The organism is Paenibacillus campi, assembly GCF_034659835.1.
Classification (GTDB): domain Bacteria; phylum Bacillota; class Bacilli; order Paenibacillales; family Paenibacillaceae; genus Saccharibacillus; species Saccharibacillus campi.
Genome location: NZ_JAXSQZ010000005.1, coordinates 23,440 through 48,457 on the forward strand (window position 1 = coordinate 23,440; position 25,018 = coordinate 48,457).

Below are 25,018 nucleotides of genomic sequence, written 5' to 3' on the forward strand. Positions count from 1 at the left end.
CGCTAACATTGCGCGAACAAGCGAATGCTATGCTTGATCTATAAAGCCGTCATTTGGTTTACTATTTATCCTTTTACAGAAAGTAGGTAATGTCATGTCAGTACAGATCGCTATCGTGATGGGCAGCAAGTCAGATTGGGAAACGATGCAGCATGCCTGTCAGGTGCTGGACGAGCTGGATATCCCTTACGAAAAGCAAGTCGTATCTGCACATCGTACACCGGATTTGATGTTCCGTTTTGCTGAAGAAGCGCAAGATCGCGGAATTAAAGTTATTATTGCTGGTGCCGGAGGCGCAGCGCATTTGCCGGGCATGATTGCCGCCAAAACGCTGCTTCCGGTTATTGGTGTGCCGGTCAAATCGGCGGCGCTAAACGGGCTTGATTCCTTGTTGTCGATCGTACAGATGCCGGGTGGCATTCCAGTAGCGACGGTAGCGATCGGCAAAGCGGGCGCGATCAATGCCGGGTTGCTTGCCGGACAGATGCTCGGTGCATTTGATCGTGCGATTCTGGAACGTTTGAACGAGCGCCGCGAGCGCATCAAGCAAGAAGTGCTGGCATCGAGCGAAACGCTAGGAGCGGACGAATGATGAACGAATCGGTACAAGCACATGTGATCGCGCCTGGCTCGACGATTGGGATACTTGGTGGCGGGCAGCTCGGACGGATGATGGTGTTGCAAGGTGCACCGCTCGGCTATCGATTCGTTACGCTTGATCCGGCAATGGATGCGCCATGTGGTCAAGTGTGCAGCCAGATCGTAGCCGGTTATGATGATGTGACTGCCGCTGGAAAGCTTGCCGAGCAAGCGGATGTGATCACCTATGAATTTGAAAATGTAGATGCCGGTGTAGCGGCATTGTTAGAGCAGCAGTCGTATGTGCCGCAGGGCAGTAAGCTGTTATATACGACCCAGCATCGTCTGCGGGAGAAACGGGCGATTGAAGCGGCAGGCGCGACCGTAGCGCCGTATGCTGAAGTGACAAGCGCCGAGGAAACGTTGGCAGCGGTACGTCGTTTTGGCACACCATGTGTCATGAAGACGGCGACAGGCGGTTATGATGGTAAAGGGCAATTTGTTATTCGCAGCGAGGAGCAGGCAGCACAGGCGTATGCCGAGCTCAGTGTAGCAGGCACCGACCTGGTCGTAGAGCAGTTTATCGACTTTGCGTGTGAACTATCCGTCATCGCCGCCCGCAGCAGCAATGGCGAGATTAAAACATTCCCGGTTGCCGAAAATATTCATATCGATAACATTTTGCATCTGTCGATCGTGCCTGCGCGTGTGGCGGATGAAGTGCAGCAGCGTGCCGAGCAGATGGCGGCAGCGATCGCTGAATCGATGGATGCGGTCGGCTTGCTGGCAGTGGAACTATTTTGTACCGTGGATGGCGAGCTGTATGTGAACGAGCTGGCACCACGGCCGCACAATTCCGGGCATTATACGATGGAGGCGTGTGCGACCTCCCAATTTGAACAGCATGTGCGGGCGATCTGCGGTTTGCCGCTTGGCAGTACGAAGCTGCATATGCCGGTGGTGATGGTGAACATTCTCGGTGAGCATGTGCCGGATGTACAACAGCGTATGCTGATAGCAGATGACGATGCAGAGCGGCTGCATGTCATACCGAAGTACCATTTATATGGTAAAGCAGAGGCGAAAACGAAACGTAAGATGGGACATATCAATGTGCTGTGTCATAATAGTGAAGACGCTCTACATTGGATAGAGCAAACCAACATATGGGGGACGAGAACATATCATGATTGAACGTTATAGCAGACCCGAAATGCGCAACATCTGGAGCGAGGAAAACAAATTTAAAGCATGGCTTGAAGTCGAAATTTGCGCCTGTGAAGCATGGGCAGAGCTTGGTGTCATTCCGCACGAAGATGTAGCCAAGCTGCGCGCTAACGCCAGCTTTGATATCGATCGCATTTACGAAATCGAGCAGGAAACACGCCATGACGTAATCGCGTTCACGCGTGCGGTATCGGAAAGTCTGGGCGAGGAACGCAAATGGGTACATTACGGTTTAACTTCGACCGATGTGGTTGATACGGCGCTCGGTTATCTGCTGCGTCAGGCGAATGAAATTTTGGAACGTGATATCGTTCATTTTATCGAAATTTTGAAGGAAAAAGCGTTAGCTTACAAAAATACGCCGATGATGGGACGCACGCATGGCGTACATGCCGAGCCAACGACATTCGGTTTGAAAATGGCGCTTTGGCATGAGGAAATGAAACGTAATCTGGAACGTTTCCGCCATGCGGCTGACAATGTGCAATACGGCAAAATTTCCGGTGCGGTCGGTACGTACGCCAATATCGATCCGGCGGTAGAGGAGTTCGTCTGCAATAAGCTGGGCACCAAAGCGGCACCGATTTCCACACAGACGTTGCAACGTGATCGTCATGCTGAATATATGGCGACGCTAGCGCTCGTAGCGACTTCACTCGACAAATTTGCAACCGAGATTCGCGCCTTGCAAAAGAGCGAATTCCGCGAGGTGGAAGAAGCATTTGCCAAAGGTCAAAAAGGCTCATCCGCGATGCCGCACAAACGCAACCCGATCGGTTCGGAAAATATTTCCGGTCTGTCGCGTGTCATCCGCGGTCATATGGTATCCGCGTATGAAAATGTAACATTGTGGCATGAGCGCGACATTTCGCATTCGTCGGTGGAGCGTATTATTTTGCCGGATGCAACGATGCTGCTGAACTATATGCTGAACCGGTTTGGCAATATCGTGAAAAACTTGACCGTGTTTCCGGAAAATATGCAGCGTAACATCCAGCGTACGTATGGCGTACCGTTCTCCGGTCGTGTGATGACGAAGCTGATCGATAAAGGCATGAGTCGTGAGCAAGCGTATGATACGGTGCAGCCGCGTGCGATGCAGGCGTGGGAGCAGCAGCGTTCGTTTAAAGATATCATTTTGGAAACGCCGGAGATTACGTCGCAACTGAGCAGTGAAGAAATCGATGATGCCTTCAATTCGGCATGGCATTTGAAACATGTGGATACGATTTTCAAAAAGCTTGGTTTGGACTGAGTAGCAGCGATATATACCAACTGAGGGAGAGGGAACGCAACATGACAGCACAGGCATTATCCACGGCAGCGAATCTGATCGATGCGCCGCTAATTTATAAAGGCAAAGTACGCGAGCTGTACGATTTGGGCGAGCATCTGTTGATCGTCGTCACCGATCGTATCTCGGCATTCGACTATGTGCTTGATCCGCCGGTGCCGCATAAAGGCGAGGTGCTCAATCGGCTGAGCGCGTACTGGTTTGGAGAAACGAAGCATCTGATCGACAATCATGTCGTGCATATCGATGTGGACGAGCTTGGCGATATCGTGCGTGATCGCGAAGCGCTGCGTAACCGGATTATGGTTACCCGCAAAGCGGAGCGAATCGATATGGAGTGCGTCGTACGCGGGTATATTACCGGCGGCGGCTGGCGTCAATACGAACAGACCCGTGCAGTGAATGGGATTGCCTTGCCGCTCGGCTTGCGCAAAAATGAAGCGTTCCCTCACCCGATCTTCACCCCGGCAGCGAAAAACGATGTCGGTCATGATGAGGACATTTCATTTCAGCACATGCAGCAACAGATCGGAGAACAACTAGCTGTACAACTGCGCGACAAAAGTATCGAGCTGTATGAATTTGCGCGCAGGCAGTGTTTGCAGCACGATATTATTTTGGCGGATTGCAAATTTGAGTTCGGTTTGATCGATGGCAAGTTGATTTTGATCGATGAGATTTTTACCCCGGATTCTTCACGTTTCTGGTCAAAAGCGAATTATGCGCTGGATATCGAAATCGACAGTATGGACAAAGAGCCGGTACGCACGTATTTGGCAGGCACCGACTGGGATAAAAACAGTCCGCCCGCCCCGCTGCCTGCTGAAGTCGTACAGGCGACCGCAGACCGCTATCTGGCGATTTATGAAAAGCTGACCGGTTCCAAACTTTCGTAATTCGCATAAGGTAGCGATACTGAAATGGACGACGGCGAGACGTTCATTGTTATGCGGACTCGTTTGTATAGAGGTTTGTGTATAAACAATGTACGATATAAGCAACCGATATAACGATGACCGAGGCGATGTGTAGCAATTGGGCTACAGTTTTCACCGCAACGGTTATCGATTGCAGTCCTATCGTTGCTTTTGTTTTAAAATGAACAGCAGTACTGGTAGATAGGCCAAACATGCCACAATGCCCGGCACATCCTACCGCTAAAGCGTAAGCTACTCACCATCCCAAGGAGGAACAATTAACCTATGATCAAAGCGACTGTCCATGTGACCATTAAAGAAAGCGTACTTGACCCACAAGGAGCGACCGTACAAGGCGCACTGCATTCTCTCGGATTCAATGAAGTGGAGAGCTTGCGCATCGGCAAATTTATGGAGATTGAGCTGGATACCGACAACCGCGAGGAAGCGGAACAGCGCCTGAAAGTAATGTGTGAGAAACTGCTGGCTAATACGGTAGTTGAAGACTATCGATTCGAACTGGAGGGTTAATTCCATGAAATTTGCGGTACTCGTATTTCCTGGCTCCAACTGTGATATCGACTGCTTCAAAGCGGTCGAAGAAACGCTAGGCGAGCCGGTTGATTATGTATGGCACACGGCAACCGATCTGTCGGCTTATGATTGTATTCTCGTTCCGGGCGGCTTCTCCTACGGTGATTACTTGCGCTGCGGCGCTATTTCCCGCTTTGCGCCTGTTATGAATGAAGTGGTGAAAGCGGCAGAGCAAGGCAAGTACGTGCTTGGCATTTGCAACGGTTTCCAAATTTTGACTGAAGCGCGTTTGCTGCCTGGCGCATTGCTGCGTAATGAATCGATGAAATTCCGTTGTCATGATACGGTGCTGACCGTAACGAACAACGAAACTCCGTTCACGCTCGATTATGCCCAAGATGAAGAAATCATTATTCCAATCGCACACGGCGAAGGCAATTATTATTGTGATGAAGCGACATTAGAACAGCTGAAAGCGAACAAGCAGATCGTATTCCAATATGGCGACAATCCAAACGGATCGCTGCACGATATCGCTGGCATTTGCAATGAGCGCGGCAATGTCGTAGGCATGATGCCGCACCCGGAGCGTGCGGTCAACGAACTGCTCGGCAGCACAGACGGCAAGAAAATGTTTACATCTATTTTGAAAGCCTGGAGGGATCAGCATGACGCAGCAAACATCCGTTAAGGAACCGACGGCGGAGCAAGTCGCAGAACAGAAATTGTACCAACAAATGGGCGTATCGGATACCGAATTCGACCTGATCTGCGGTTTCCTCGGACGTAAACCAAACTATACGGAAATCGGCGTATTCAGTGTCATGTGGTCGGAGCACTGTGCCTACAAAAACTCCAAACCACTGTTGAGACGCTTCCCGACGGATGGCCCGCGTGTATTGATGGGTCCGGGCGAAGGTGCTGGTATCGTCGATATCGGTGACAATCAGGCGGTTGTATTCAAAATTGAAAGTCATAACCATCCATCCGCAGTAGAGCCGTATCAAGGGGCGGCTACCGGCGTGGGCGGGATTATTCGCGATATTTTCTCGATGGGCGCACGGCCGATCGCGTCGCTCAACTCGCTTCGTTTTGGCAAATTGGAAAGCGAGCGTGTGAAATATTTGTTCGAGCATGTGGTCGCTGGTATCGCGGGTTATGGAAACTGTATCGGTATTCCGACCGTTGGCGGCGAAGTGATGTTTGATGAGAGCTATGAAGGCAATCCGCTCGTCAATGCGATGTGTGTCGGCTTGATCGATCACGATAAAATTCAACGCGGTGTCGCCAAAGGGGTAGGTAATCCGGTATTTTACGTCGGCCCGCCAACTGGACGCGACGGTATCCACGGCGCGACATTTGCGTCTGAAGAACTGACCGAAGAATCGGAAGCGCGCAAAACAGCGGTACAAGTGGGCGATCCATTTATGGAAAAGCTCGTTATGGAATCGTGCTTGGAGCTGATCGACAGCGGTATCGTACTCGGTATTCAAGATATGGGCGCAGCCGGACTGACATGTTCCAGTTCAGAGATGGCAAGTAAAGCGGGTAACGGTCTAGAGCTGTATCTGGATCAGGTGCCACAGCGTGAAGAAGGCATGACACCGTACGAAATGATGCTGTCGGAATCGCAGGAACGGATGTTGTTTGTCGTGGAACCGAAGGATGAAGCGCAGGCGCTGGAAATTTTCGAGCGCTGGGGTGTCATTTGTGCCAAAGTCGGTAAAGTGACCGATGATGGTCGTCTGAAGCTGTTCCATCATGATGAGCTGGTTGGTGATATGCCTGTACATGCACTTGTTGACGAGTGCCCGGTATACAATAAACCATCTGCCGTACCTGCCTATTATGAGCAAATGGCAACGGTGGACACGACAAGTTATAACGAAGTGACCGATCTGTCAGCTGCCCTCAAATCCGTACTCGCTTCGCCAACGGTAGCGAGCAAAGCATGGGTATATGATCAGTACGATTATATGGTGCGCACAAGCACCGCCGTTCGTCCGGGTTCAGATGCGGCGGTTGTGCTTGTACCTGGCACACGCAAAGCGCTGGCGATGACGACGGACTGCAATTCCCGGTTTGTGTATCTTGACCCGGAAGTGGGCGGCAAGATTGCAGTCAGCGAAGCGGCGCGCAATATCGTCTGCTCCGGTGCAGAACCGCTGGCGATTACGGACAACTTGAACTTTGGTAGCCCGGAAAAGCCGGAAATTTTTTGGCAAATGGAAAAATCGGTCGACGGTATGGCAACAGCTTGCCGCGCACTGGAAACGCCGGTAATCGGCGGTAATGTTAGCTTGTACAATGAAAATGCACGCGGCTCCATCTATCCAACACCGGTTGTCGGTATGGTCGGTCTTGTACACGATACCGATCACATTACGACACAAGCATTCAAACAAGCGGGCGATGTGCTGTTCCTGCTCGGTGAAACGAAAGTTGAGCTAGGCGGTAGCGAATTCCAATATGTCGTACACGGCAAAACAGAAGGCCGCCCACCGGCGCTTGATCTAGTCGTAGAAAAACAATTGCTCGATGGCGTATTGAGTGCCATCCAAAGCGGTCTCGTACAATCTGCACACGATCTGTCCGAAGGCGGACTGGCGGTTGCGCTGGCAGAGTCATGCATCAGCGGTAAGCTTGGTGCCGAAGTGGAGCTGCAATCGAACGGTCTGCGCAGCGATCTGTTGCTGTTCAGCGAATCGCAATCCCGTATTTTGCTGTCGGCAACGGCGGACAAAGCGGACGAACTCGCCAACAAGCTGGCGACAGCAGGCGTACCGGTAACACGAATCGGACAAGTTGTAGCGGCACCAAATCTTAATATTCAAGTGGACGGTAAGCAAGTCCTGGCTGAAGAAGTAGACGCACTTCGCCAGGTCTGGGAGGATGCGATTCCATGTCTGATGAATTAAACGGATTACAACTTTGGACCGGGGACTATTACAATCAGGGCACCGGGCCAAATGATATTTTTGATACGTTAAAGGAGGAATGCGGCGTCTTCGGTGTCTACGGACACTCGGGGGCCGCTTCCCTGTCTTATTACGGTCTGCACGCTTTACAACATCGTGGGGAAGAAAGCTGCGGCATATGTGTAAGTGACCGGAACCAGTTTAACTACCATCGCGGGATGGGACTCGTTAAGGAAGTATTTGATAAAGACATGATGAGCAAGTTGAACGGCGACATCTCGGTCGGTCATGTGCGTTATTCGACGAGTGGTAGTAGCCATCTTGGCAATGCACAGCCGCTCGTATTCCGCTATCGTGCAGGTGAGCTGGCACTGGCGACTAACGGTAATATCGTCAATGCGCCGCAAATTCGGCGTGAGTTGGAAGAAGCAGGTTCGATTTTCCAGACGACGAGTGATACGGAAGTGGTTGCGCATCTGATCGCACGTTCGTCGAAGCCGCTTGTGGAAGCGGTCAAAGATGCGTTTCGCCGTATTGTCGGCGGTTTTGCTTTTCTCGTGATGACGAATGAGCAATTAATCGTAGCCAGCGATCCAAATGGCTTGCGTCCACTCACGATGGGACGTCTTGGTGATGCGTATATTTTCACTTCGGAGACGTGTGCATTGGAGACGATTGGTGCGGAAGCGATTCGTGATGTGAAGCCGGGCGAGCTGCTTGTGCTGGATGAGAACGGATTGCATGAAGATTCCTATGTGGACGAACCGCAGCGTAAAGCGCTTTGTTCGATGGAATATATTTATTTTGCCCGCCCGGATAGCGATATGAACGGTTCCAATCTGCATTCGGCACGTAAACGGATGGGTTCGGTGATGGCGCGTGAAGCGTTCGTCGATGCCGATCTCGTCACCGGTGTACCGGATTCCAGCATCTCGGCAGCGATCGGTTATGCCGAACAAACCGGTATTCCGTATGAGCTTGGAATGATCAAAAACAAATATACCGGACGTACATTTATCCAACCGAGCCAGGAGCTGCGTGAGCAAGGTGTCAAAATGAAGCTAAGCGCTGTACGCCGCGTTGTGGAAGGCAAACGTGTCGTGATGATCGACGATTCGATCGTACGCGGCACAACGTCGCGCCGCATCGTCAATATGTTGCGCGATGCCGGTGCGATCGAAGTGCATGTGCGCATCACATCGCCACCATTTAAAAATCCATGTTTTTACGGTATCGACACACCGGATCGACGCGATCTGATCGCTTCCTCCAAGTCGATTGAAGAAATCCGCGCGGAAATCAACGCCGATTCGCTCGCTTTCCTAAGCCATACCGGGCTAGTGGAAGCGGTCGCTGGCGATAATCAGAACGACTATAAAGGCGGCATGTGTATGGCATGCTTTGACAACGACTATCCGACCCAGGTCGATTTCGGCGGCGAAGAACAATTCGGGTGTGGGTGTTGAGAGGGAGAGACTGGTTTTCATTTGTGGAAAAGATGATGTGGAATAGGTACAGGGACCGCTCCGGGGGAAGAATAGGTCGCCGCTCGTGTGTTGAAATCGGGTGCCTTGGATTGGATAACCTCTTGTAGAAGAAGGAACCCGATTTCAAAGGCGATCTCAGACCTATTTCCTCCCCCTGCGCTCCGCACATTCCGCTTCAGTTTCCAAGAAGGAAAATCGTTTCTCGGGTGGAAGTGGCAGGTGGGCAGATCAAAGGCACAAGATCAAAAGCACAAGATCAAAAGCACAATAGATACAAGCAGAGATTTTGCTCTTGTGTGAGATCGTAAACACATCCAAATGCATACCCTAAACTCAATACAGCATACCGAACAGCATGCTATACATCTAGCTGCATCATACGATTCAACACAATCTCTATTGGTGCGACCGGTAATCAACTTGATCTGGGAACGATCAACTTCAACATATGTATCGTCTCTTAATTTTTAGAACGTTTAAACTCATTGAAATTTAATAGTGTCCCAACTATCTGAGTAGCAGTTACGAGCAGTATTTCCCGACAACCCCCTAATGAGGCGGAAATGGTGTTGGAGCGCAGTAGCTTTCTGCACGAAGCGGAGAGGATGGAATCGTTTGGGCGTAGCATTTGCCGCTGGCTTTTGACCGCTAATCGGTCATTCCAAAAAAGCCAGCGGCAACGGCGTAGCCCGAGCGATCCATCCCCGCAGCGTTGTAGCAGTAAATCCGCAGTCGCTCCACCACCATTTCCCGCCACCATTTCAACAATGAAAGGTGCGATGGCAGTGTCAGAAGCGTATAAAAATGCCGGCGTCGATATTGCGGCAGGCAATGAAGCAGTCGAGCGGATGAAAAAGCATGTGAAAACGACGTTCCGTCCGGAAGTGATGACGGATTTAGGTGGTTTTGGTGCGCTGTTCGGTTTGAATAAAGATAAATATGAGGAACCTGTACTCGTGTCCGGTACGGATGGTGTCGGTACGAAACTGAAGCTGGCATTTGCGATGGACAAACATGATACGATCGGGATTGATGCGGTGGCGATGTGTGTGAACGATATTGTCGTGCAGGGCGCAGAACCGTTATTTTTCCTTGATTATCTCGCTTGTGATCGTGTTATTCCTGAGAAAATTGAAGCGATTGTTTCCGGTATCGCGGACGGTTGTCGTCAGGCAGGCTGTGCGCTAATCGGTGGCGAGACGGCTGAAATGCCGGGTATGTACGCTGAAGGCGAATATGATATCGCTGGCTTTACGGTTGGAATTGTAGACAAACCTAAAGTAATTACAGGCAGCAGTATCGCTGCTGGTGATGCGGTAATCGGTCTCGCTTCGAGCGGTGTGCATAGTAATGGCTTCTCCTTAGTGCGCAAGCTGCTGCTGGAAGATGGCGGTTATGAGCTGACTGCACAAATAGCTGAACTGGACAATGCGGTATTGGGTGATGTGCTGTTGGAGCCAACACGCATTTATGTAAAATCATCGCTGGCACTGCAAGAGACGGTGCAAGTGAAAGGAATGGCGCATATTACAGGCGGCGGTTTTATCGAAAATATTCCACGGATGCTGCCGGATGATGTCAATGTAGATATCGAGTACGGCAGCTGGCCGATTTTGCCCATTTTCCAACTGATGCAGGCAAAAGGGGCGATCAGCAATCGCGATATGTTCACTACGTTTAATATGGGCATTGGGATGGTGATCGTGGTGCCTGCTGAGCAAGTGGAACAGGCGCTGACCGTGTTAGAGCAGCATGGTGAGCAGGCGTATCAGATCGGCACGGTGACTGAAGGCGAACGAATCGTAACCTTTACCGGAGCGGATGTGTAATGAAGCCTGTAGCCATTGCCGTATTTGCATCCGGACAAGGCAGTAATTTTCAGGCGATGGTCGATGCCGAGCGCAGTGGTCTGCTCGGTTTGGCTGAAGTGAAGCTGCTTGTGTGCGATAAGCCGCATGCGCCGGTTGTTGAGCGGGCGCAGCGTGCCGGTGTGGACACGTTTGTGTTTCAGCCGAAGGAATATGCTAGCCGTGAGCAGTACGAAATGGAAATTGTGGGCGAGTTGCAGCGGCGCGGCATCGACTATGTCGTATTGGCAGGTTATATGCGGCTATTAACACCAACGATGGTCAATCCGTATATGGGACGTATGATTAATATTCATCCGTCCCTGTTGCCGGCGTTTCCGGGCAAAGATGCGATCGGGCAGGCGCTGAATTACGGGGTAAAGCTGACAGGGGTAACCGTGCATTTTGTCGATAACGGTATGGATACCGGTGCGATTATCGCACAACAGCCTGCTCCGATCCATCCGCACGATACTGCCGATACGCTCGCTGAACGTATTCATCATATTGAACAAACGCTGTATCCACGTGTCGTGTCCCAGCTTGCCGCAGGCAAGATTCGGCTGGCGGGCGATGGGCGTCATGTAATTGTCGAGCAATGATACCGCTATCTTCGATGTGGACATGCTCATAAAATATAGATGGTAAGCCAATCTATCGTGTACATTCAAATTGATCCTGTTGTGGAATCTATTCATGTATTCTGTTAAGCGGTCAAAAGATCAGCTCCGCGTTTATTCCATGCATGCAAATAGCATCCGTTCGTTTGTATATTGCTGTGTTGCTTATCGTATTATGATCGATTCAAGCTGTACCCATTTGAAGGAGGAATCCCTAATCATGAGTATTAAACGAGCGCTCGTTAGCGTATCTGATAAAACAGGTGTCGTCGATTTTTGCCGCGAGCTGTCCGAGCTGGGCGTAGAGATCATTTCGACCGGAGGAACAAAAAATTTGCTGGCGGATGCAGGCGTACCGGTAATCGGTATTTCCGAAGTGACCGGCTTTCCGGAAATTTTGGATGGACGTGTGAAAACATTGCATCCTGCTGTACATAGCGGTTTGCTGGCGATTCGTGACAGCGAAGAACACCAAAAGCAGATGGACGAGCTTGGACTCGGTTATATCGATCTTGTCGTTGTAAACTTGTATCCATTCCAGGAAACGGTAGCGAAGCCGGATGTCGCTTACGAGGATGCGATTGAAAATATCGATATCGGCGGCCCAACGATGCTGCGCAGTGCGGCGAAAAACCATGCGTTTGTTACGGTCGTAGTAGATGCGGCTGACTATAGTCATGTGCTGGAAGAAGTACGTGCAGGTGGCGATACGACACTGGCGACACGGAAAGGGCTGGCGGCAAAAGTATTCCGTCATACCGCAGCATATGATTCGCTCATCTCCGACTATTTGGCAGGCGTGCTGGAAACGCCATACCCGGAGCGTTACACCGTCACTTATGAAAAGATTCAAGATTTGCGCTACGGCGAAAATCCGCATCAGACGGCTGCATTTTACCGCAAGCCATTGGCACCGGCAGGCACGCTAACTACAGCCGAGCAACTGCACGGCAAAGAGCTGTCATATAACAATATTAACGATGCCAATGCCGCTTTGCAGATCGTCAAAGAATTTACCGAGCCTGCGGTTGTAGTCGTGAAACATATGAACCCTTGTGGTGTTGGTGTTGGCACAACGATCGCTGAAGCATACAACAAAGCGTATACGGCTGACCCAACATCGATCTTTGGCGGCATCGTTGCTGCTAACCGTGTGATCGATGCGGAAACAGCGCAGCCGCTGAGCGAAATTTTCCTTGAGATCGTCCTGGCACCAGACTTCACTCCGGAAGCACTGGACATTTTGACGAAAAAGAAAAATATTCGCCTGCTAAAAATGGGCGAATTGTCCCCTATCGGTGAGCGCAAAGCACAGCCGATCGTAACGATGGTCGAAGGCGGTATGGTCGTGCAAGATAGCGATGTGCATATCATTACCGAAGCCGAGCTGAACATCGTCACCGAGCGTGCTCCGTCTGCGGACGAATTGAAGCAATTGCTGTTCGGCTGGAAAGTCGTCAAGCATGTCAAATCGAATGCGATCGTACTTGCAACCGACGATATGACGGTCGGTGTCGGTGCTGGGCAAATGAACCGTGTCGGTGCCGCCCAAATTGCGATCGAGCAAGCAGGTGATAAAGCCAAAGGCGCGATCCTCGCTTCAGATGCCTTTTTTCCGATGGGCGATACGGTTGAAGCCGCAGCTAAAGCAGGCATTACGGCGATCATCCAGCCAGGCGGCTCGTTGAAGGACGAAGAATCGATCAAAGCGGCAAATGAGCACGGGATTGCGATGGTGTTTACCGGCATCCGTCATTTTAAACATTAATAATGAATAGCCTCAACCTGCACAGGCGCCGTATCGGTTACGACAACGCTAGTGCAGGTTGTATTCCTGTATTCCATTTTTTTATTTTACGAAACGGAGAGTGAACTATGGATATTCTGGTGATCGGCAGCGGTGGGCGGGAACATGCGATCATTTGGGCACTGGCGAAAAGTCCAAATGCGGATCGTATCTATTGCGCACCTGGCAATGCTGGCATCGCACAAATTGCCGAATGTGTACCGATTTCGGTGCATGAGTTTGATAAGCTAGCTGATTTTGCCGCTGAACGTAATGTAGGACTCGTCATGGTTGGGCCGGATGATCCGCTCGCTGATGGGATCGTTGATGTGTTTGAAGCGCGTCACATTCCGGTCTATGGTCCACGTAAAAATGCAGCCATTATCGAAGGCAGCAAAACATTTATGAAAGACCTGCTGCACAAATACAATATCCCGACCGCAGCGTATGCCAAATTCGACAATTACGATGCGGCGCTGGACTATTTGCAACAACAGTCGCTTCCGATCGTCATTAAAGCGGATGGGCTTGCTGCTGGTAAAGGTGTGACGGTAGCGCGCAGTATGGACGAAGCGATCGATGCATTGCAGGCGATTATGCAGGATAAAGTATTCGGAGCAGCAGGTAGCCGTGTCATTATCGAGGAATTTATGGCAGGGCAAGAAATGTCCATCCTCGCCTTTGTCGACGGTGAAACGGTACGGGCGATGCCTGCCGCGCAAGATCACAAGCCGGTTTATGATCATGATGAAGGCCCCAATACCGGCGGAATGGGCACGTATTCGCCACTGCCACATATCGATCAGGCGATCATTGACGAAGCGATGGAGACGATCGTCATTCCAACCGCCAAAGCGATGGTGGCGGAAGGTCGTCCGTTTTGCGGCGTATTGTTTGCCGGTCTGATGATCACACCGGACGGCAAGCCAAAAACGGTCGAATTTAACGCGCGCTTTGGCGACCCGGAAACACAGGTTGTGCTGCCACGTTTGAAAACCGATCTGCTCGATATTTTCCTCGCTAGCGTCAATGGCACATTGGCAGAGCTGGACATCGAATGGTCGGATGAGGCAGCCGTCTGCGTCATTTTAGCTTCCGGTGGCTATCCAGCTTCGTATCCAAAAGGATTACCGATTCATGGTCTGGATGAAGTCGATCGCTCGAAAGCGCTCGTGTTCCACGCTGGTACAGGCACGAACGCAACCGGTGAATATGTCACTAATGGCGGTCGTGTGCTTGGCGTCGTCGGTCTAGGCACAGATATTGCGTCCGCACGCACGGCAGCTTATGAGCAAGCGACGAAGATTACATTTGAAGGCAAACACCAGCGCAGCGATATTGCAGCGAAAGCGCTTGTTGGTCGTTAATACAGGCTACTAGTACTTTGACCAAGTTAAATGTTAATTTTGATTGTGTACTGAAATCCTGATCCATACGATCTTAAAACAGATTCAACACTCAAATTAATATCGGTCAAGGTACTAGGCGTTATGTTCCTTATCCATTTATCGTTCAAAAACGTCTCGTTATAAAGTGGAGCGAGCGGAATATAGGCGGCTATCTCGTCAAAATAAACAGCAGCGAGCAGTCTATCACATAGCTTGCAGACATGTCTTCACATGGAAAATGGCAATCGTAACAGCTTAACGCCGATTATAAATGTTTTAACATTGATGTTAGTGTATACATGCACACTCGAAAGTTACGACAAAATATAATCCGGCTGTAATTTTATGTAAACTTAATTTGTTGATATCCCTGTAAGCCAAGCAGAAGCCTATTCGGAGCGATAACCGTTGTTGGTTAGCATCTGAATAGGCTGGAACGCTTGTGCACAGGGATTTTTTGTGCCAATAATAGCATAGTCTGATCCGGATCAGCGTATACGGTCACAAACGATGATCCGATCATCCGAAATACCCCCTGCACTTGTACCTATATTTTCCTGTTATTAAGTAAGTCTCTTTCAAAACAATATTTTGTATCGGTTAATCAATAAATGAAATGTATAGTTAAAAAGTCACAAATAATTAGTAAATAAGTCTTGATTATTTAAAATTTTATTATAAATATGGTATACGTTCCGATATAAATGAAATGACATAGCAAGTATGTCTGTTAACGTATTGGATCAGTAGACGATGTGAGTAGCCATTCAAATTCAGTGATGTGAGGAGGAGAGACTTTGCGTTCATTGCAACATTCGTGTGTAGTCATATCGTTTAGACAGCAGCAGCTAACAACGACAAAATAGAATCGCAATGAAGCACGGATGTGGTAATGTGTCACGATCAAGTATTACGCAACAACTTAGCAATAGAATGACATCCGTTAGCACGTAAATGAAATGATAGCGGCGAATGCCTAGTGTGAAGGCGAATCAACCTAAAGCAGCAACAACCAAATAAGGGAGCGGATAAAATGCTTGGATGGATAACCAGAAAAGTAGTTGTCGTTCTGTTATGTGTAGCAATTGCAATGATCGGTAGAGCTGCTTATGCAGCAGATTATAAGTATGATGCGCTGAATCGGGTAACATCAGCAGAACGAGCAAATGGTGTAACAACGTATACGTACGATGCAGGTGGGAATTTATTAAGCATCAAGTCGACCGATACGCCTGCTGTGCAGAAAAGTAATGTCATCCAAAATTGGAGCGCTTATATTACACCAGGCATCAAAGCGGTTTACCAGACGGCAACCGTTGATGTATACGCCTCATCGGTTACGAATGATGTGTATACGAATTCCGCATCGACCGTTACGTCAAATGTCTACGGCAGCGCTGATGAAACGGTAACTTCAGACGTCTATGCTCCACCTACACAAAGTATGGTTGCCCAATGGATGACATTGGATGCCAGACGAGCAGGCGGTGCCAGCATTTATCGCGATATCCCGGTACAAAGCAATACCAGCTATACATATCATGGCTGGGTGACATCCGATCTATTGCAGGACGCCGTCGTACAGGTCGTTATTAATTATTATGATCGTCAGCAGCATTTGCTACGTTATGATCATGTGCTGAATGTGCAGCAAAATGAACGATGGACACCTTATACCGCCACACTAAGCACGCCGGCAGGTGCAGTCAAAGCGAGAGTGCATTTGCAAGTCGTATTGCTCAAACCGAATGCCCATGCGCATGTCGGTTTTGCTGACCGCACATTTAAGAAAGCGGGGGCAACGTCATGAGACCATCTTCCGCCAAAGCGTGGTATACCGATTGGATGCGCATACGGTATTTGAAGTGGCTTGGGCTTGTTTTGTTTGTATGGTTGGGCATGGCGGTGCCGTCTGTGCATGCGGCGCAGTCGCATGTGGTTACGCTATCTGCCGGAAACGAATGTACATTTAGCCATTCTTATTCCAGCGGTGTGGAAGTGTATGTACAAGGTCAGCAATTTGAGTATGCATTGTACACTCCGCAAGAACATGCGCAAGAATATGGAATATACTCCGGTCGTCGCGGGATTTTTGTGCCGATCGGTTATAAGTTGAGTATTGCGAATACTTCTTCGAGTAATGTGACTGTAGACCCAGGAACACGGCAATTAACGTGGGGAGATGTTGTTAATGGAGGGCATGCCTTAGTTAGCACGGCACTGCAACCCGGTGACAGCGTGAGAGCGTACAATTTGAGTCAAACGGCAAGCAATACGATTCATATCGGTGGCATTAGTGCCTATCTCAAAACGAATAGTGCGGAAACGCAGAACATATTTAACCATCATGCTATGGCAGGCGTCCAAACGGTTGAAAAGAGCGGCTCCATTACGATTACGAATCGGGATACGCAGTCCTATACCGTGTATGCGGCTGCGAATAGCTTTGAATTTACAGTGGGCAGTGATCCCGCCGATTTTAACTACACCTTACCTGTACAAGGCTCTTTGCAAATGACTAACACATCGAGCAAAACCAACTATGTGTATGTCACTGCTAAGGGTAAATATGAATATTTTATTTATAATGCAGACGATTCTACTTACAGCTCCGGTCTGACTACAGCGTACGACAAAGCGGTACAGCCCGGTCAGCGGTTAGTCATTACGAATACAACGTCTGCACCGATCATACTGGACGGCGAGTATGATGCCTTCGCAACGTCAACCCAGGTCGATCCGCCGATGACGACGTATACGCTCGCAGCAGGCGACAGCCTTAACGTGCAAAATACGTCGAATAAACTGGACAAATTGTTAATCAACGGTTGGTATGAACATGCTGAATATACGGCTTCCGGCGATGTGGCTAATTATGATGATGGCAGCACATTATCGACCTATATGTTGCCAAGCGGTAATACGGTCGTGTTTACGAATCCGGGCAGTCCTGGTAGCGAGCCGATTACGATTCGTGTGCCGAGGCAGCAAACGAGTGTTTCCAATTCGGACGATCCGGCATTGTATACACATAATTTGGCGCCAGGCGGTTCGCTCGAAGCGACCAATCTGACGAGCGCTGATGCGAGCATTCAGACGAATAGTCGGTATGATTATGCGTTTTACGACAATATGGGCATTACCAGTTATCAGGCGTATGCCGCAGTTGATGGGTTCCGGGTATCGGGTGGAGAACGCGTCGCATTTACGAATGTAGGTGTAACCACAGACTATATTTATGCGCCTTATGAAGCGTTCCGTTTTGCCGTCCATTCGCAACCGATTACCTTCACCGCAACACTGCAACCTGGACAGACGATCAAAGCGGTCAATACGTCGCGCTATACATTTAATGTGAGTGCGAACGGACAGCATCATTATGCGATCTATGGACAGACAGATCACAGTGTGACAGATTATGGGTTCCCGGTAAAAGGGGGAACGTACCCGGTAGCAAACGATCAATATATCGTCATTACGAACAGCGGTACGACACCAATGACCGTTTCCGGGCCAAACGATGCGTTTACGTGGAGTAATCGTACCGCACCGGCGCTGTACAAAGGGTATTTAAATTCCGGTGCAAGTGTGCAGCTTTCGAATGCTAGCGGAGCGACGTTTGAGCTGTCTGCACAAGGTACGTACGATCAAGCGACCTATCAATCGGATCATTCGGTGCAGTCGCTAGATCATAACAGCACAGCAGCTTCATTGCCGCTGTATGTCGGTGACCGCACTGTCATTACCAATTCCGGCAGTACACAGCTTGTGCTGTTGGCGCCTTATGATGTGACCGATGTGCAGTCCAGCGCCGAGCCTGCATTGCTAATCAAGCAGCTTGCGGTTAATCAGAGTGCTGAGTTTACGAATATGTCGGATGCGACAGAAACCGTATATTTTACCGGCAAACATGATGTGATGGATTATGATACAAACGGTAATCCGGATACGTATATGTACCAATCTGACAACGACTATCAGTGGCTTGGTAGTACGCAAAAGCTGGCGGTTATGAACCGGGATACGAAGCAGATCGAAGTGTATGGTGCTTACGAGCTGTTTAAAGCAACGGATCGTCAGCATCCCGTCACATTCCATGAAGTGATCACGAATACGCACAGCTTGAATTTGACCAATACAGCAGGCAAATCATTCGATCTATATTCGCTCGGCGCCGCGTATGACAATGTAGTACGCGAGTCAAACGGCAAAATCGACAGTATGCAATTGATGGACACCGATCCTATTCAATCCGTCGAAGCAGGCGATAAAGTGGCGGTGACTGGCTCGTCGACGACTTCATCTGTGCTGGAAGGGCCGTACGATGTTTTCAATATTCAGGCGAGAACGAATCCTGCATTGATCAAACGTACGCTCCAACCGGACGAGTACGTCGATGCCGTCAATGTTGATTCCGGCGCTGCTTTACTCGGTGTACAAGGGCAGTTCAGCCTTGCCAATTATGCAGCCGATGGCAGTCTGAGCCGCTATGCCGATTGGATGGCACCTGGCGATGTGACGTTAGCATCCGGTTTACGGGCAGGTGTGCAAAATATCGACACCGCCAATACGATCGTTTATGGGCCGTATGAATCGTTTATGTTCAAAGATCGTCAGCATCCGGTTACGTTCAAAACGGTACTGTCATCCGCTCAGACGATCGCCTATATACAAAATGCACTGCCTAATCTGACGCTACACACGAATGGCATCTACGATTATGCGCAATACAAGAGCAACGGTGCACCGGAGAGCTATGGTGTACAACAGACTGACCCAGGCAACTATGTGTGGCGCGGAGATCGCGTCGTCATTTCGGGCAGTCCGAATGAACAGGTGACCGTATCCGGTTCATACGATGGTTTTCAAGCTACCCCGGTGCAAGAACGACCGGTGCTGACCAAAGTGTTGCAAACAGGTGAAAGCTATTCGCTGCGCAATATTTCACCAGGCGGCTTCAGCTTGAAATTAAGCGGCACCTATGCGTATCAACTGTACGATGCTTCTGGTAAAATGACGTACAGTTTGGATCACAGCACATCCGGGCTACAAATTTTACAGCCAGGCGTGCGCATTGCGATTACGAGTGAAGACACCGGGCCAGTAACGATCTGGGCACCGACGGAAGCGGTTCGTGTGACTCAGGGCGACGATCTCGCCTCCAGCACGCTATCACAAGGTCAGAGTATGAAAGCGACCAATACGTCTACCCAAGCGTCCAGCCTGCTCATCGATGGTACGTATGATGTCGCCGTCTACGATGCATCCGGGCAACCGACGGCTGACTATGCGTACAAAAGCACAGACGCCGCCAATGGAACCGTCTCGATTCCTGCTGGTGGTTATGCGATTGTGACCGCAGACTCAAGTGCAGGCATTATCGTACGTGCGGACAAAGCAAGCATTACATTTGCCGCTGCCAATCATGCGGCATTGTCGCTGTACGCTCTGCCTAAAGGCAATATGCTCAAAGTTACCAATGTGACCGATCACAATCATACATTATCGGTCAACGACAGCTTCAACTATTGGACGACGCAAACGACGGAGCAGCCAGGCAATGGCACAGCAGAGATCGGTAGCGGCGATACCGCGATCATTCGTAATACGAGCGCCGGAGCGGAGACGGTGTACAGTCCGTACGGATTGTTCCGATGGGCAGAAACGACCGATCCGGTCATTACCCCACCGGCGACCGGCACACCGATCAGCTCGCTCAATCCGGCGAATGGCGATCCGCAGACATTTTATGCCGATCCGATCGATACGTCCACCGGGGCGCAGATGATTAACCAAAATGTACTGACCGCACATGGCAGTATCCAAATCCCGTTCCAGGCACAATACTATTCGCTGCTGCAAGGCGATGGTGCACTCGGCAAAGGTTGGAGCGATAACTATGCGATCCGTTTGCAACACGATGCAAGCGATGGCAGTGTGAATGTGTATTGGAATGATTTCCGGTTTAATACGTTTACACGTCAAGCGGACGGATCGTACACATCATCTCAAAAAGAAGTTCAGTATGACCAGCTGATCGCTAATGCGGACGGCAGCTATACGTTAAGTCGATACGATCGTACGACATTGCGTTTTGCTGCAAATGGCGCATTGCAATCGATGAGCAATAGCGATGGCATTACCGTCAACATGCAGTATGACGATGACGGCAAATTGACGGCAGTGATCGAGCCGTCCACCGGAGCGAAACTAGTACTGACGTATAATGCAGCAGGGCTTGTCGCTACCGTTGCAGATCAGTCAGGCCGTAAAGCATCGTTTACGTATGACGATAATGGTCAATTGACAGGCATGACCGACCCAACCGGTATCCAAACGACGTATACGTACGATACCAATCACCGCATCGCCACAGGTGCACTCGCCGGACAACAGCTATTCGCCAATACGTACGATGCGACCGGACGTGTAATCAAACAAACCGATGGCATTCCAGGTCATGTCACCACACTGGCGTACAGCACGGCTAATGGACAACTGACGACGACGATTACCGATCGTAACGGCAATGTACAGCAGCGTGTACATGACGCTCAGTACCAGCTCGTGCAAGTACAAGATGCACTGGCAGGCAAAACAACGTATACGTACGATCAACAAGGCAATCGTACAAGCATTACAAACGCGCTAAATCAAACGACCCGTTTTGCCTACGATGCCAAAGGTAATGTAATCCAAGCAACCGATCCATCCGGGCAGTCGATCATGATGACCTATGACAGTCTGGGCGATTTGCTCACAGCAACCGGGCCGGACGGCAGCACGATCACCAGCACGTACGATAGCCGTGGTCGGCTGCTGACGACAACCGGCACCGAAGGGCATAAGCTCACGTATGCGTACAACGAACAAGGACAATTGACCTCGGTCACCAACCCACGCGGCGGACAGACGTTGTACGGATATACGAACGAGCAGTTGAGCACCCTAACGAACCCGACCGGTGAAAAGATCACGATCGGCTACGATGCGGCAGGACGGATGACGAGCGAAACGAATGCGGCAGGCAATACCGCTCGCGTCGTATACAACGACAGCGATCAACTGATCGCCGCGATCGATGAACTGAACCACAAAACGAGCTACACGTACGACGATCAGCATCGTCTGGCAAGCGTCACCGATCCAAACGGCAATGTGACGCGTTATAGCTACGATGCTAACGGCGACTTGACCGGCATTACCGATGCGCTCGGCAATGAGACAAGCATCGCCTACGATGCCGAAGGTCGCATGATCGGGGTGACCGATGCGCTTGGACGCACCACCACCTTCACGTACGATGCGGACGGGAATCTGCTCAGTGAAACGAATGCCAAAGGCGAAAGCCTGCGCTATACGTACGATGCACTCGGTCGCCCGGTCTCAGCTTATGACGGGTTGAATCATACAACGTATACGGTGCAATACGATACCGCCGGCAACCCGGTTAAATTAACCGATGCGCTCGGCAACACGTATACGAGCACGTATAATGAGCTGAATCAACTGACCGGATTGACCGATCCGCTCGGTCATACTACAACGTACAGCTATGACAAACGCAATCAACTAACCGATGTAACAGATGCGCTGCAAGGACATACGTCGCAGACATTGGACGCGTTTGGCGATATTACTGCCATGACCGATGCCAATGGCAATCAGGCGCAATATCAATACGACCTGATCGGTCGCCTGACGCGCGAACAAGATGCCGCTGGCGGCAGCCATACGTATGTGTACAATAATGTCGGTCTGGTGAGCCAAGATACGGACAAAGATGGACGTAAGACAACGTATGCGTATGATGCGACCGGGCATTTGATTCATTTTACCGATGAAGCCGGTGAAGTGTCGTACGGACAAGATGCGAACCATAACATCGTATCGGTAACGGGCAGCGATGGCAAAGTGATTCGCCGCACATTCGATGCGCTGAATCGAGTGGTGAGCTACACGGATGGGGACGGGCATACGATAGGGTACACGTATGATGCCGCCGGACAATTGACGACATTAACGTACCCGGATGGCAAAAAAGTACACTATACGTACGACCAAGCTGGACGGATGTCGACCGTGACCGATTGGGCGGGACATCTGACGAGTTATGCGTATGATGCTGCAGGGGAACTGATCACGACCACGTATGCAGATGGTACGCAGGAACACCGCACCTACGATGCTGCGGGACAGTTGACCGGCTTGACGGTGCTGAAGCCGGATGGCAGCACGATGGCGCAGACAGGGTATACGTATGATGCGGATGGCAATGTGACCAATGAAGATGGCGGACAGATCGATCTTCCGGCAGGCAGTGTGAATGATGATGTGTATGGGCCGGGGTTGTCGCCGGATGCGGGAAGTGATGCGGCGGCGAGTGGTAATGGAGCGGCAAGCAGTAACAACGTGCAGATGCAAAGCGGCGCTTCATCCACCTCCACCACCGGAACTGCTAACGGACAAATGTCCGCCACCGCAGCAAGTACAGCTGTGCAAGCGGATGTGTATACCGGAGCAGGTACAGGAAGCCCTCCAACGAATCCAACGGTAACACAAGACACCTACGGTCTACTGGGTGACCTGACGATGACCTACACCGCGGATAACCGCCTTGCCACTGTAAACGGACAAGCGGTACAGTATGACGCAGAAGGCAATATGCTGCATGGCCCGCTGCAAGGCAGCCTGCAAGATTACCACTACGATGCCCGGAATCGATTGATCGCAGCTGGTGGTGTAAGCTATGGCTACGATAACGAAAACAACCGGACATCGATTACCGTTAACGGTGTAACGACGAAACAGATCATCAACCCGCAAGCGGTGTTGTCACAGGTGTTGATGGAAACGGAGGGTAACGGCAATCCCACCGCATGGTATGTGTATGGACTGGGACTCATCAGTCGTTACGATGCTAGCGGCACCATGCAGACGTATCACTACGATTTACGTGGCAGTGCGATTGCATTAACCGATGCGAAAGGCAATGTGACCGATACGTACACCTACGATACGTACGGCGAGGAACTCCATCACGACGGCACCACAAATCAGCCATTCCAGTATGACGGACGTGATGGGGTGCAGACCGATCCGAACGGATTATACCAAATGCGTTCGCGGTACTACAACCCGGAAATTCGCCGTTTTGTAAACCGGGATGTGGTGACAGGCACGATTGCAGATGGCTTGACGATGAACCGGTATGCGTATGTGAATGGCAATCCGGTATCGTATGTCGATCCATTTGGGCTCAGTGCAGAGCATTCGGATCAGATGCGGACGGGATTTAGTATGGCGCTGGATGCGATTCCGTTTGTAGGTACGGTAAAAGGGATTCAAGAAGTGCTGACCGGGGTGGATTGGATCACCGGGCAGCAGTTGTCGGTGGCGGATCGCGTAGCGGAAGGTGCGGGGGTATTGCTGAGTGTACTTCCGGAAGGGAAGTTGTGGGGGACGTTAGCGGCGAAGGAAGCGATTGAGGGCGGGGCGTGGGTTTGGAAGCAGGTTGGGAAAGAGGCGGTTGACAAGGCTAGAGGTTTTGATTATAAAGAATGGGAAAATATACCTGTTAGTGGTCAAACTCGTCTTACATCTGATGGCTTAAGGATTATGAGTACGCGAGATTTAAAGAAGTTTAGAAAAGATATGAATGATGCTAATATTAAAGTTGTTTTTGATAAAAAGGGGAAAGTCCTCCCTAGAAACGTGGCAGGAGGATTTGACCCATTTACTGGGGAGATGATCTTAAGACCTGATGCAACATTTTTAAGTGTTCTTCATGAATCTTACCATGCGAAACAATTTAGAGAACTTGGACAAGAGAATTATTTGAAACAATCACGGTCAGAAAGAGAAGAATATGTCTACAATGAAATCATGAAAAATAAAGAACAGTTTAGTGCTGAAGAAATATATGAAGCACAAAGATATATTTTCTTGATTAGAAATGGGCATTGGCCACTATCTGATTGGAAAGGGTTTGAGGATGAGTGAAGGAAAAAAAGAAAACGAACCTAACAGCCAGCCAAGCTATTCAAATTGCAAAAGAGTATCAAAACAAATATGACATCTATGGATTCATACATGAAGATATAGAAAAATCAGTAAAGTTCTATAGTGATTTTTATAAAATCAAAGGAAGTGCATGGCTTGTTTTGGCAGATATAACACCCAAGAGATACGAAGGCGAAGATGAAATTACTTTTGTTATTTCTGATGAACAAGGTAGGGTAGACCATGTTTTAGATCATAATGGTATTACTTATCGTTATCATTTATTAAGTAATAAAGATTATACTGATGAGGAATTCGAAGCCATTTTTAATGACGATAAGAGCGATTGATTGCTGACACAAAGCAAATTTGTAAAACAAAAGATTTAACAGTCTTCATTTTAATTTTATATTTTAAAT

At 49.8% G+C, this 25,018-nt stretch carries 15 protein-coding genes; all 15 read left to right on the plus strand.

The window, feature by feature from the left end; all coding sequences use genetic code 11:
- Nucleotides 1–94 precede the first annotated feature (94 nt).
- Complete coding sequence (gene purE / locus U1I11_RS13335) at nucleotides 95–592, plus strand: 5-(carboxyamino)imidazole ribonucleotide mutase (RefSeq protein WP_322906629.1); 498 nt, start codon at nucleotides 95–97, stop codon at nucleotides 590–592.
- A complete protein-coding gene (purK, locus tag U1I11_RS13340; protein ID WP_322906884.1) occupies nucleotides 592–1,773 on the plus strand; it encodes a 5-(carboxyamino)imidazole ribonucleotide synthase in 1,182 nt (393 codons plus the stop codon). Before purE ends, purK begins: the two co-directional genes overlap by 1 nt.
- On the plus strand, nucleotides 1,766–3,061 hold the full coding sequence (gene purB, locus U1I11_RS13345) for an adenylosuccinate lyase (RefSeq protein ID WP_322906630.1): 1,296 nt from the start codon (nucleotides 1,766–1,768) through the stop codon (nucleotides 3,059–3,061). The genes purK and purB overlap by 8 nt, the downstream gene beginning before the upstream one ends.
- A gap of 41 nt (nucleotides 3,062–3,102) precedes the next feature.
- Nucleotides 3,103–3,996, plus strand: coding sequence for a phosphoribosylaminoimidazolesuccinocarboxamide synthase (locus U1I11_RS13350; RefSeq protein WP_322906631.1), 894 nt, complete (start codon nucleotides 3,103–3,105; stop codon nucleotides 3,994–3,996).
- 306 nt (nucleotides 3,997–4,302) lie between these two features.
- Nucleotides 4,303–4,548 carry a phosphoribosylformylglycinamidine synthase subunit PurS gene (purS, locus tag U1I11_RS13355; RefSeq protein ID WP_188778527.1) on the plus strand — a complete coding sequence of 82 codons (246 nt, stop codon included), beginning with the start codon at nucleotides 4,303–4,305 and terminating at the stop codon, nucleotides 4,546–4,548.
- 4 nt (nucleotides 4,549–4,552) lie between these two features.
- Nucleotides 4,553–5,242 carry a phosphoribosylformylglycinamidine synthase subunit PurQ gene (purQ, locus tag U1I11_RS13360; RefSeq protein WP_322906632.1) on the plus strand — a complete coding sequence of 230 codons (690 nt, stop codon included), beginning with the start codon at nucleotides 4,553–4,555 and terminating at the stop codon, nucleotides 5,240–5,242.
- Complete coding sequence (gene purL / locus U1I11_RS13365) at nucleotides 5,220–7,469, plus strand: phosphoribosylformylglycinamidine synthase subunit PurL (protein ID WP_322906633.1); 2,250 nt, start codon at nucleotides 5,220–5,222, stop codon at nucleotides 7,467–7,469. Before purQ ends, purL begins: the two co-directional genes overlap by 23 nt.
- Nucleotides 7,454–8,935, plus strand: a complete 1,482-nt coding sequence (gene purF, locus U1I11_RS13370; RefSeq protein WP_322906634.1) for an amidophosphoribosyltransferase — start codon at nucleotides 7,454–7,456, stop codon at nucleotides 8,933–8,935. Before purL ends, purF begins: the two co-directional genes overlap by 16 nt.
- A gap of 806 nt (nucleotides 8,936–9,741) precedes the next feature.
- Nucleotides 9,742–10,785 carry a phosphoribosylformylglycinamidine cyclo-ligase gene (purM, locus tag U1I11_RS13375; RefSeq protein WP_322906885.1) on the plus strand — a complete coding sequence of 348 codons (1,044 nt, stop codon included), beginning with the start codon at nucleotides 9,742–9,744 and terminating at the stop codon, nucleotides 10,783–10,785.
- Nucleotides 10,785–11,405, plus strand: a complete 621-nt coding sequence (gene purN, locus U1I11_RS13380) for a phosphoribosylglycinamide formyltransferase (protein WP_322906635.1) — start codon at nucleotides 10,785–10,787, stop codon at nucleotides 11,403–11,405. Before purM ends, purN begins: the two co-directional genes overlap by 1 nt.
- Before the next feature lie 238 nt (nucleotides 11,406–11,643).
- Nucleotides 11,644–13,191, plus strand: a complete 1,548-nt coding sequence (gene purH, locus U1I11_RS13385) for a bifunctional phosphoribosylaminoimidazolecarboxamide formyltransferase/IMP cyclohydrolase (protein ID WP_322906636.1) — start codon at nucleotides 11,644–11,646, stop codon at nucleotides 13,189–13,191.
- 107 nt (nucleotides 13,192–13,298) lie between these two features.
- The gene (gene purD / locus U1I11_RS13390; RefSeq protein WP_322906637.1) at nucleotides 13,299–14,576 is read left to right on the plus strand and encodes a phosphoribosylamine--glycine ligase; all 1,278 of its coding nucleotides are present in this window, start codon (nucleotides 13,299–13,301) and stop codon (nucleotides 14,574–14,576) included.
- A gap of 1,054 nt (nucleotides 14,577–15,630) precedes the next feature.
- Nucleotides 15,631–16,407, plus strand: coding sequence for a hypothetical protein (locus tag U1I11_RS13395; protein ID WP_322906638.1), 777 nt, complete (start codon nucleotides 15,631–15,633; stop codon nucleotides 16,405–16,407).
- A complete protein-coding gene (locus tag U1I11_RS13400; protein ID WP_322906639.1) occupies nucleotides 16,404–24,599 on the plus strand; it encodes a zincin-like metallopeptidase toxin domain-containing protein in 8,196 nt (2,731 codons plus the stop codon). The genes U1I11_RS13395 and U1I11_RS13400 overlap by 4 nt, the downstream gene beginning before the upstream one ends.
- Nucleotides 24,596–24,949, plus strand: coding sequence for a hypothetical protein (locus U1I11_RS13405; protein ID WP_322906640.1), 354 nt, complete (start codon nucleotides 24,596–24,598; stop codon nucleotides 24,947–24,949). The genes U1I11_RS13400 and U1I11_RS13405 overlap by 4 nt, the downstream gene beginning before the upstream one ends.
- Nucleotides 24,950–25,018 lie beyond the last annotated feature (69 nt).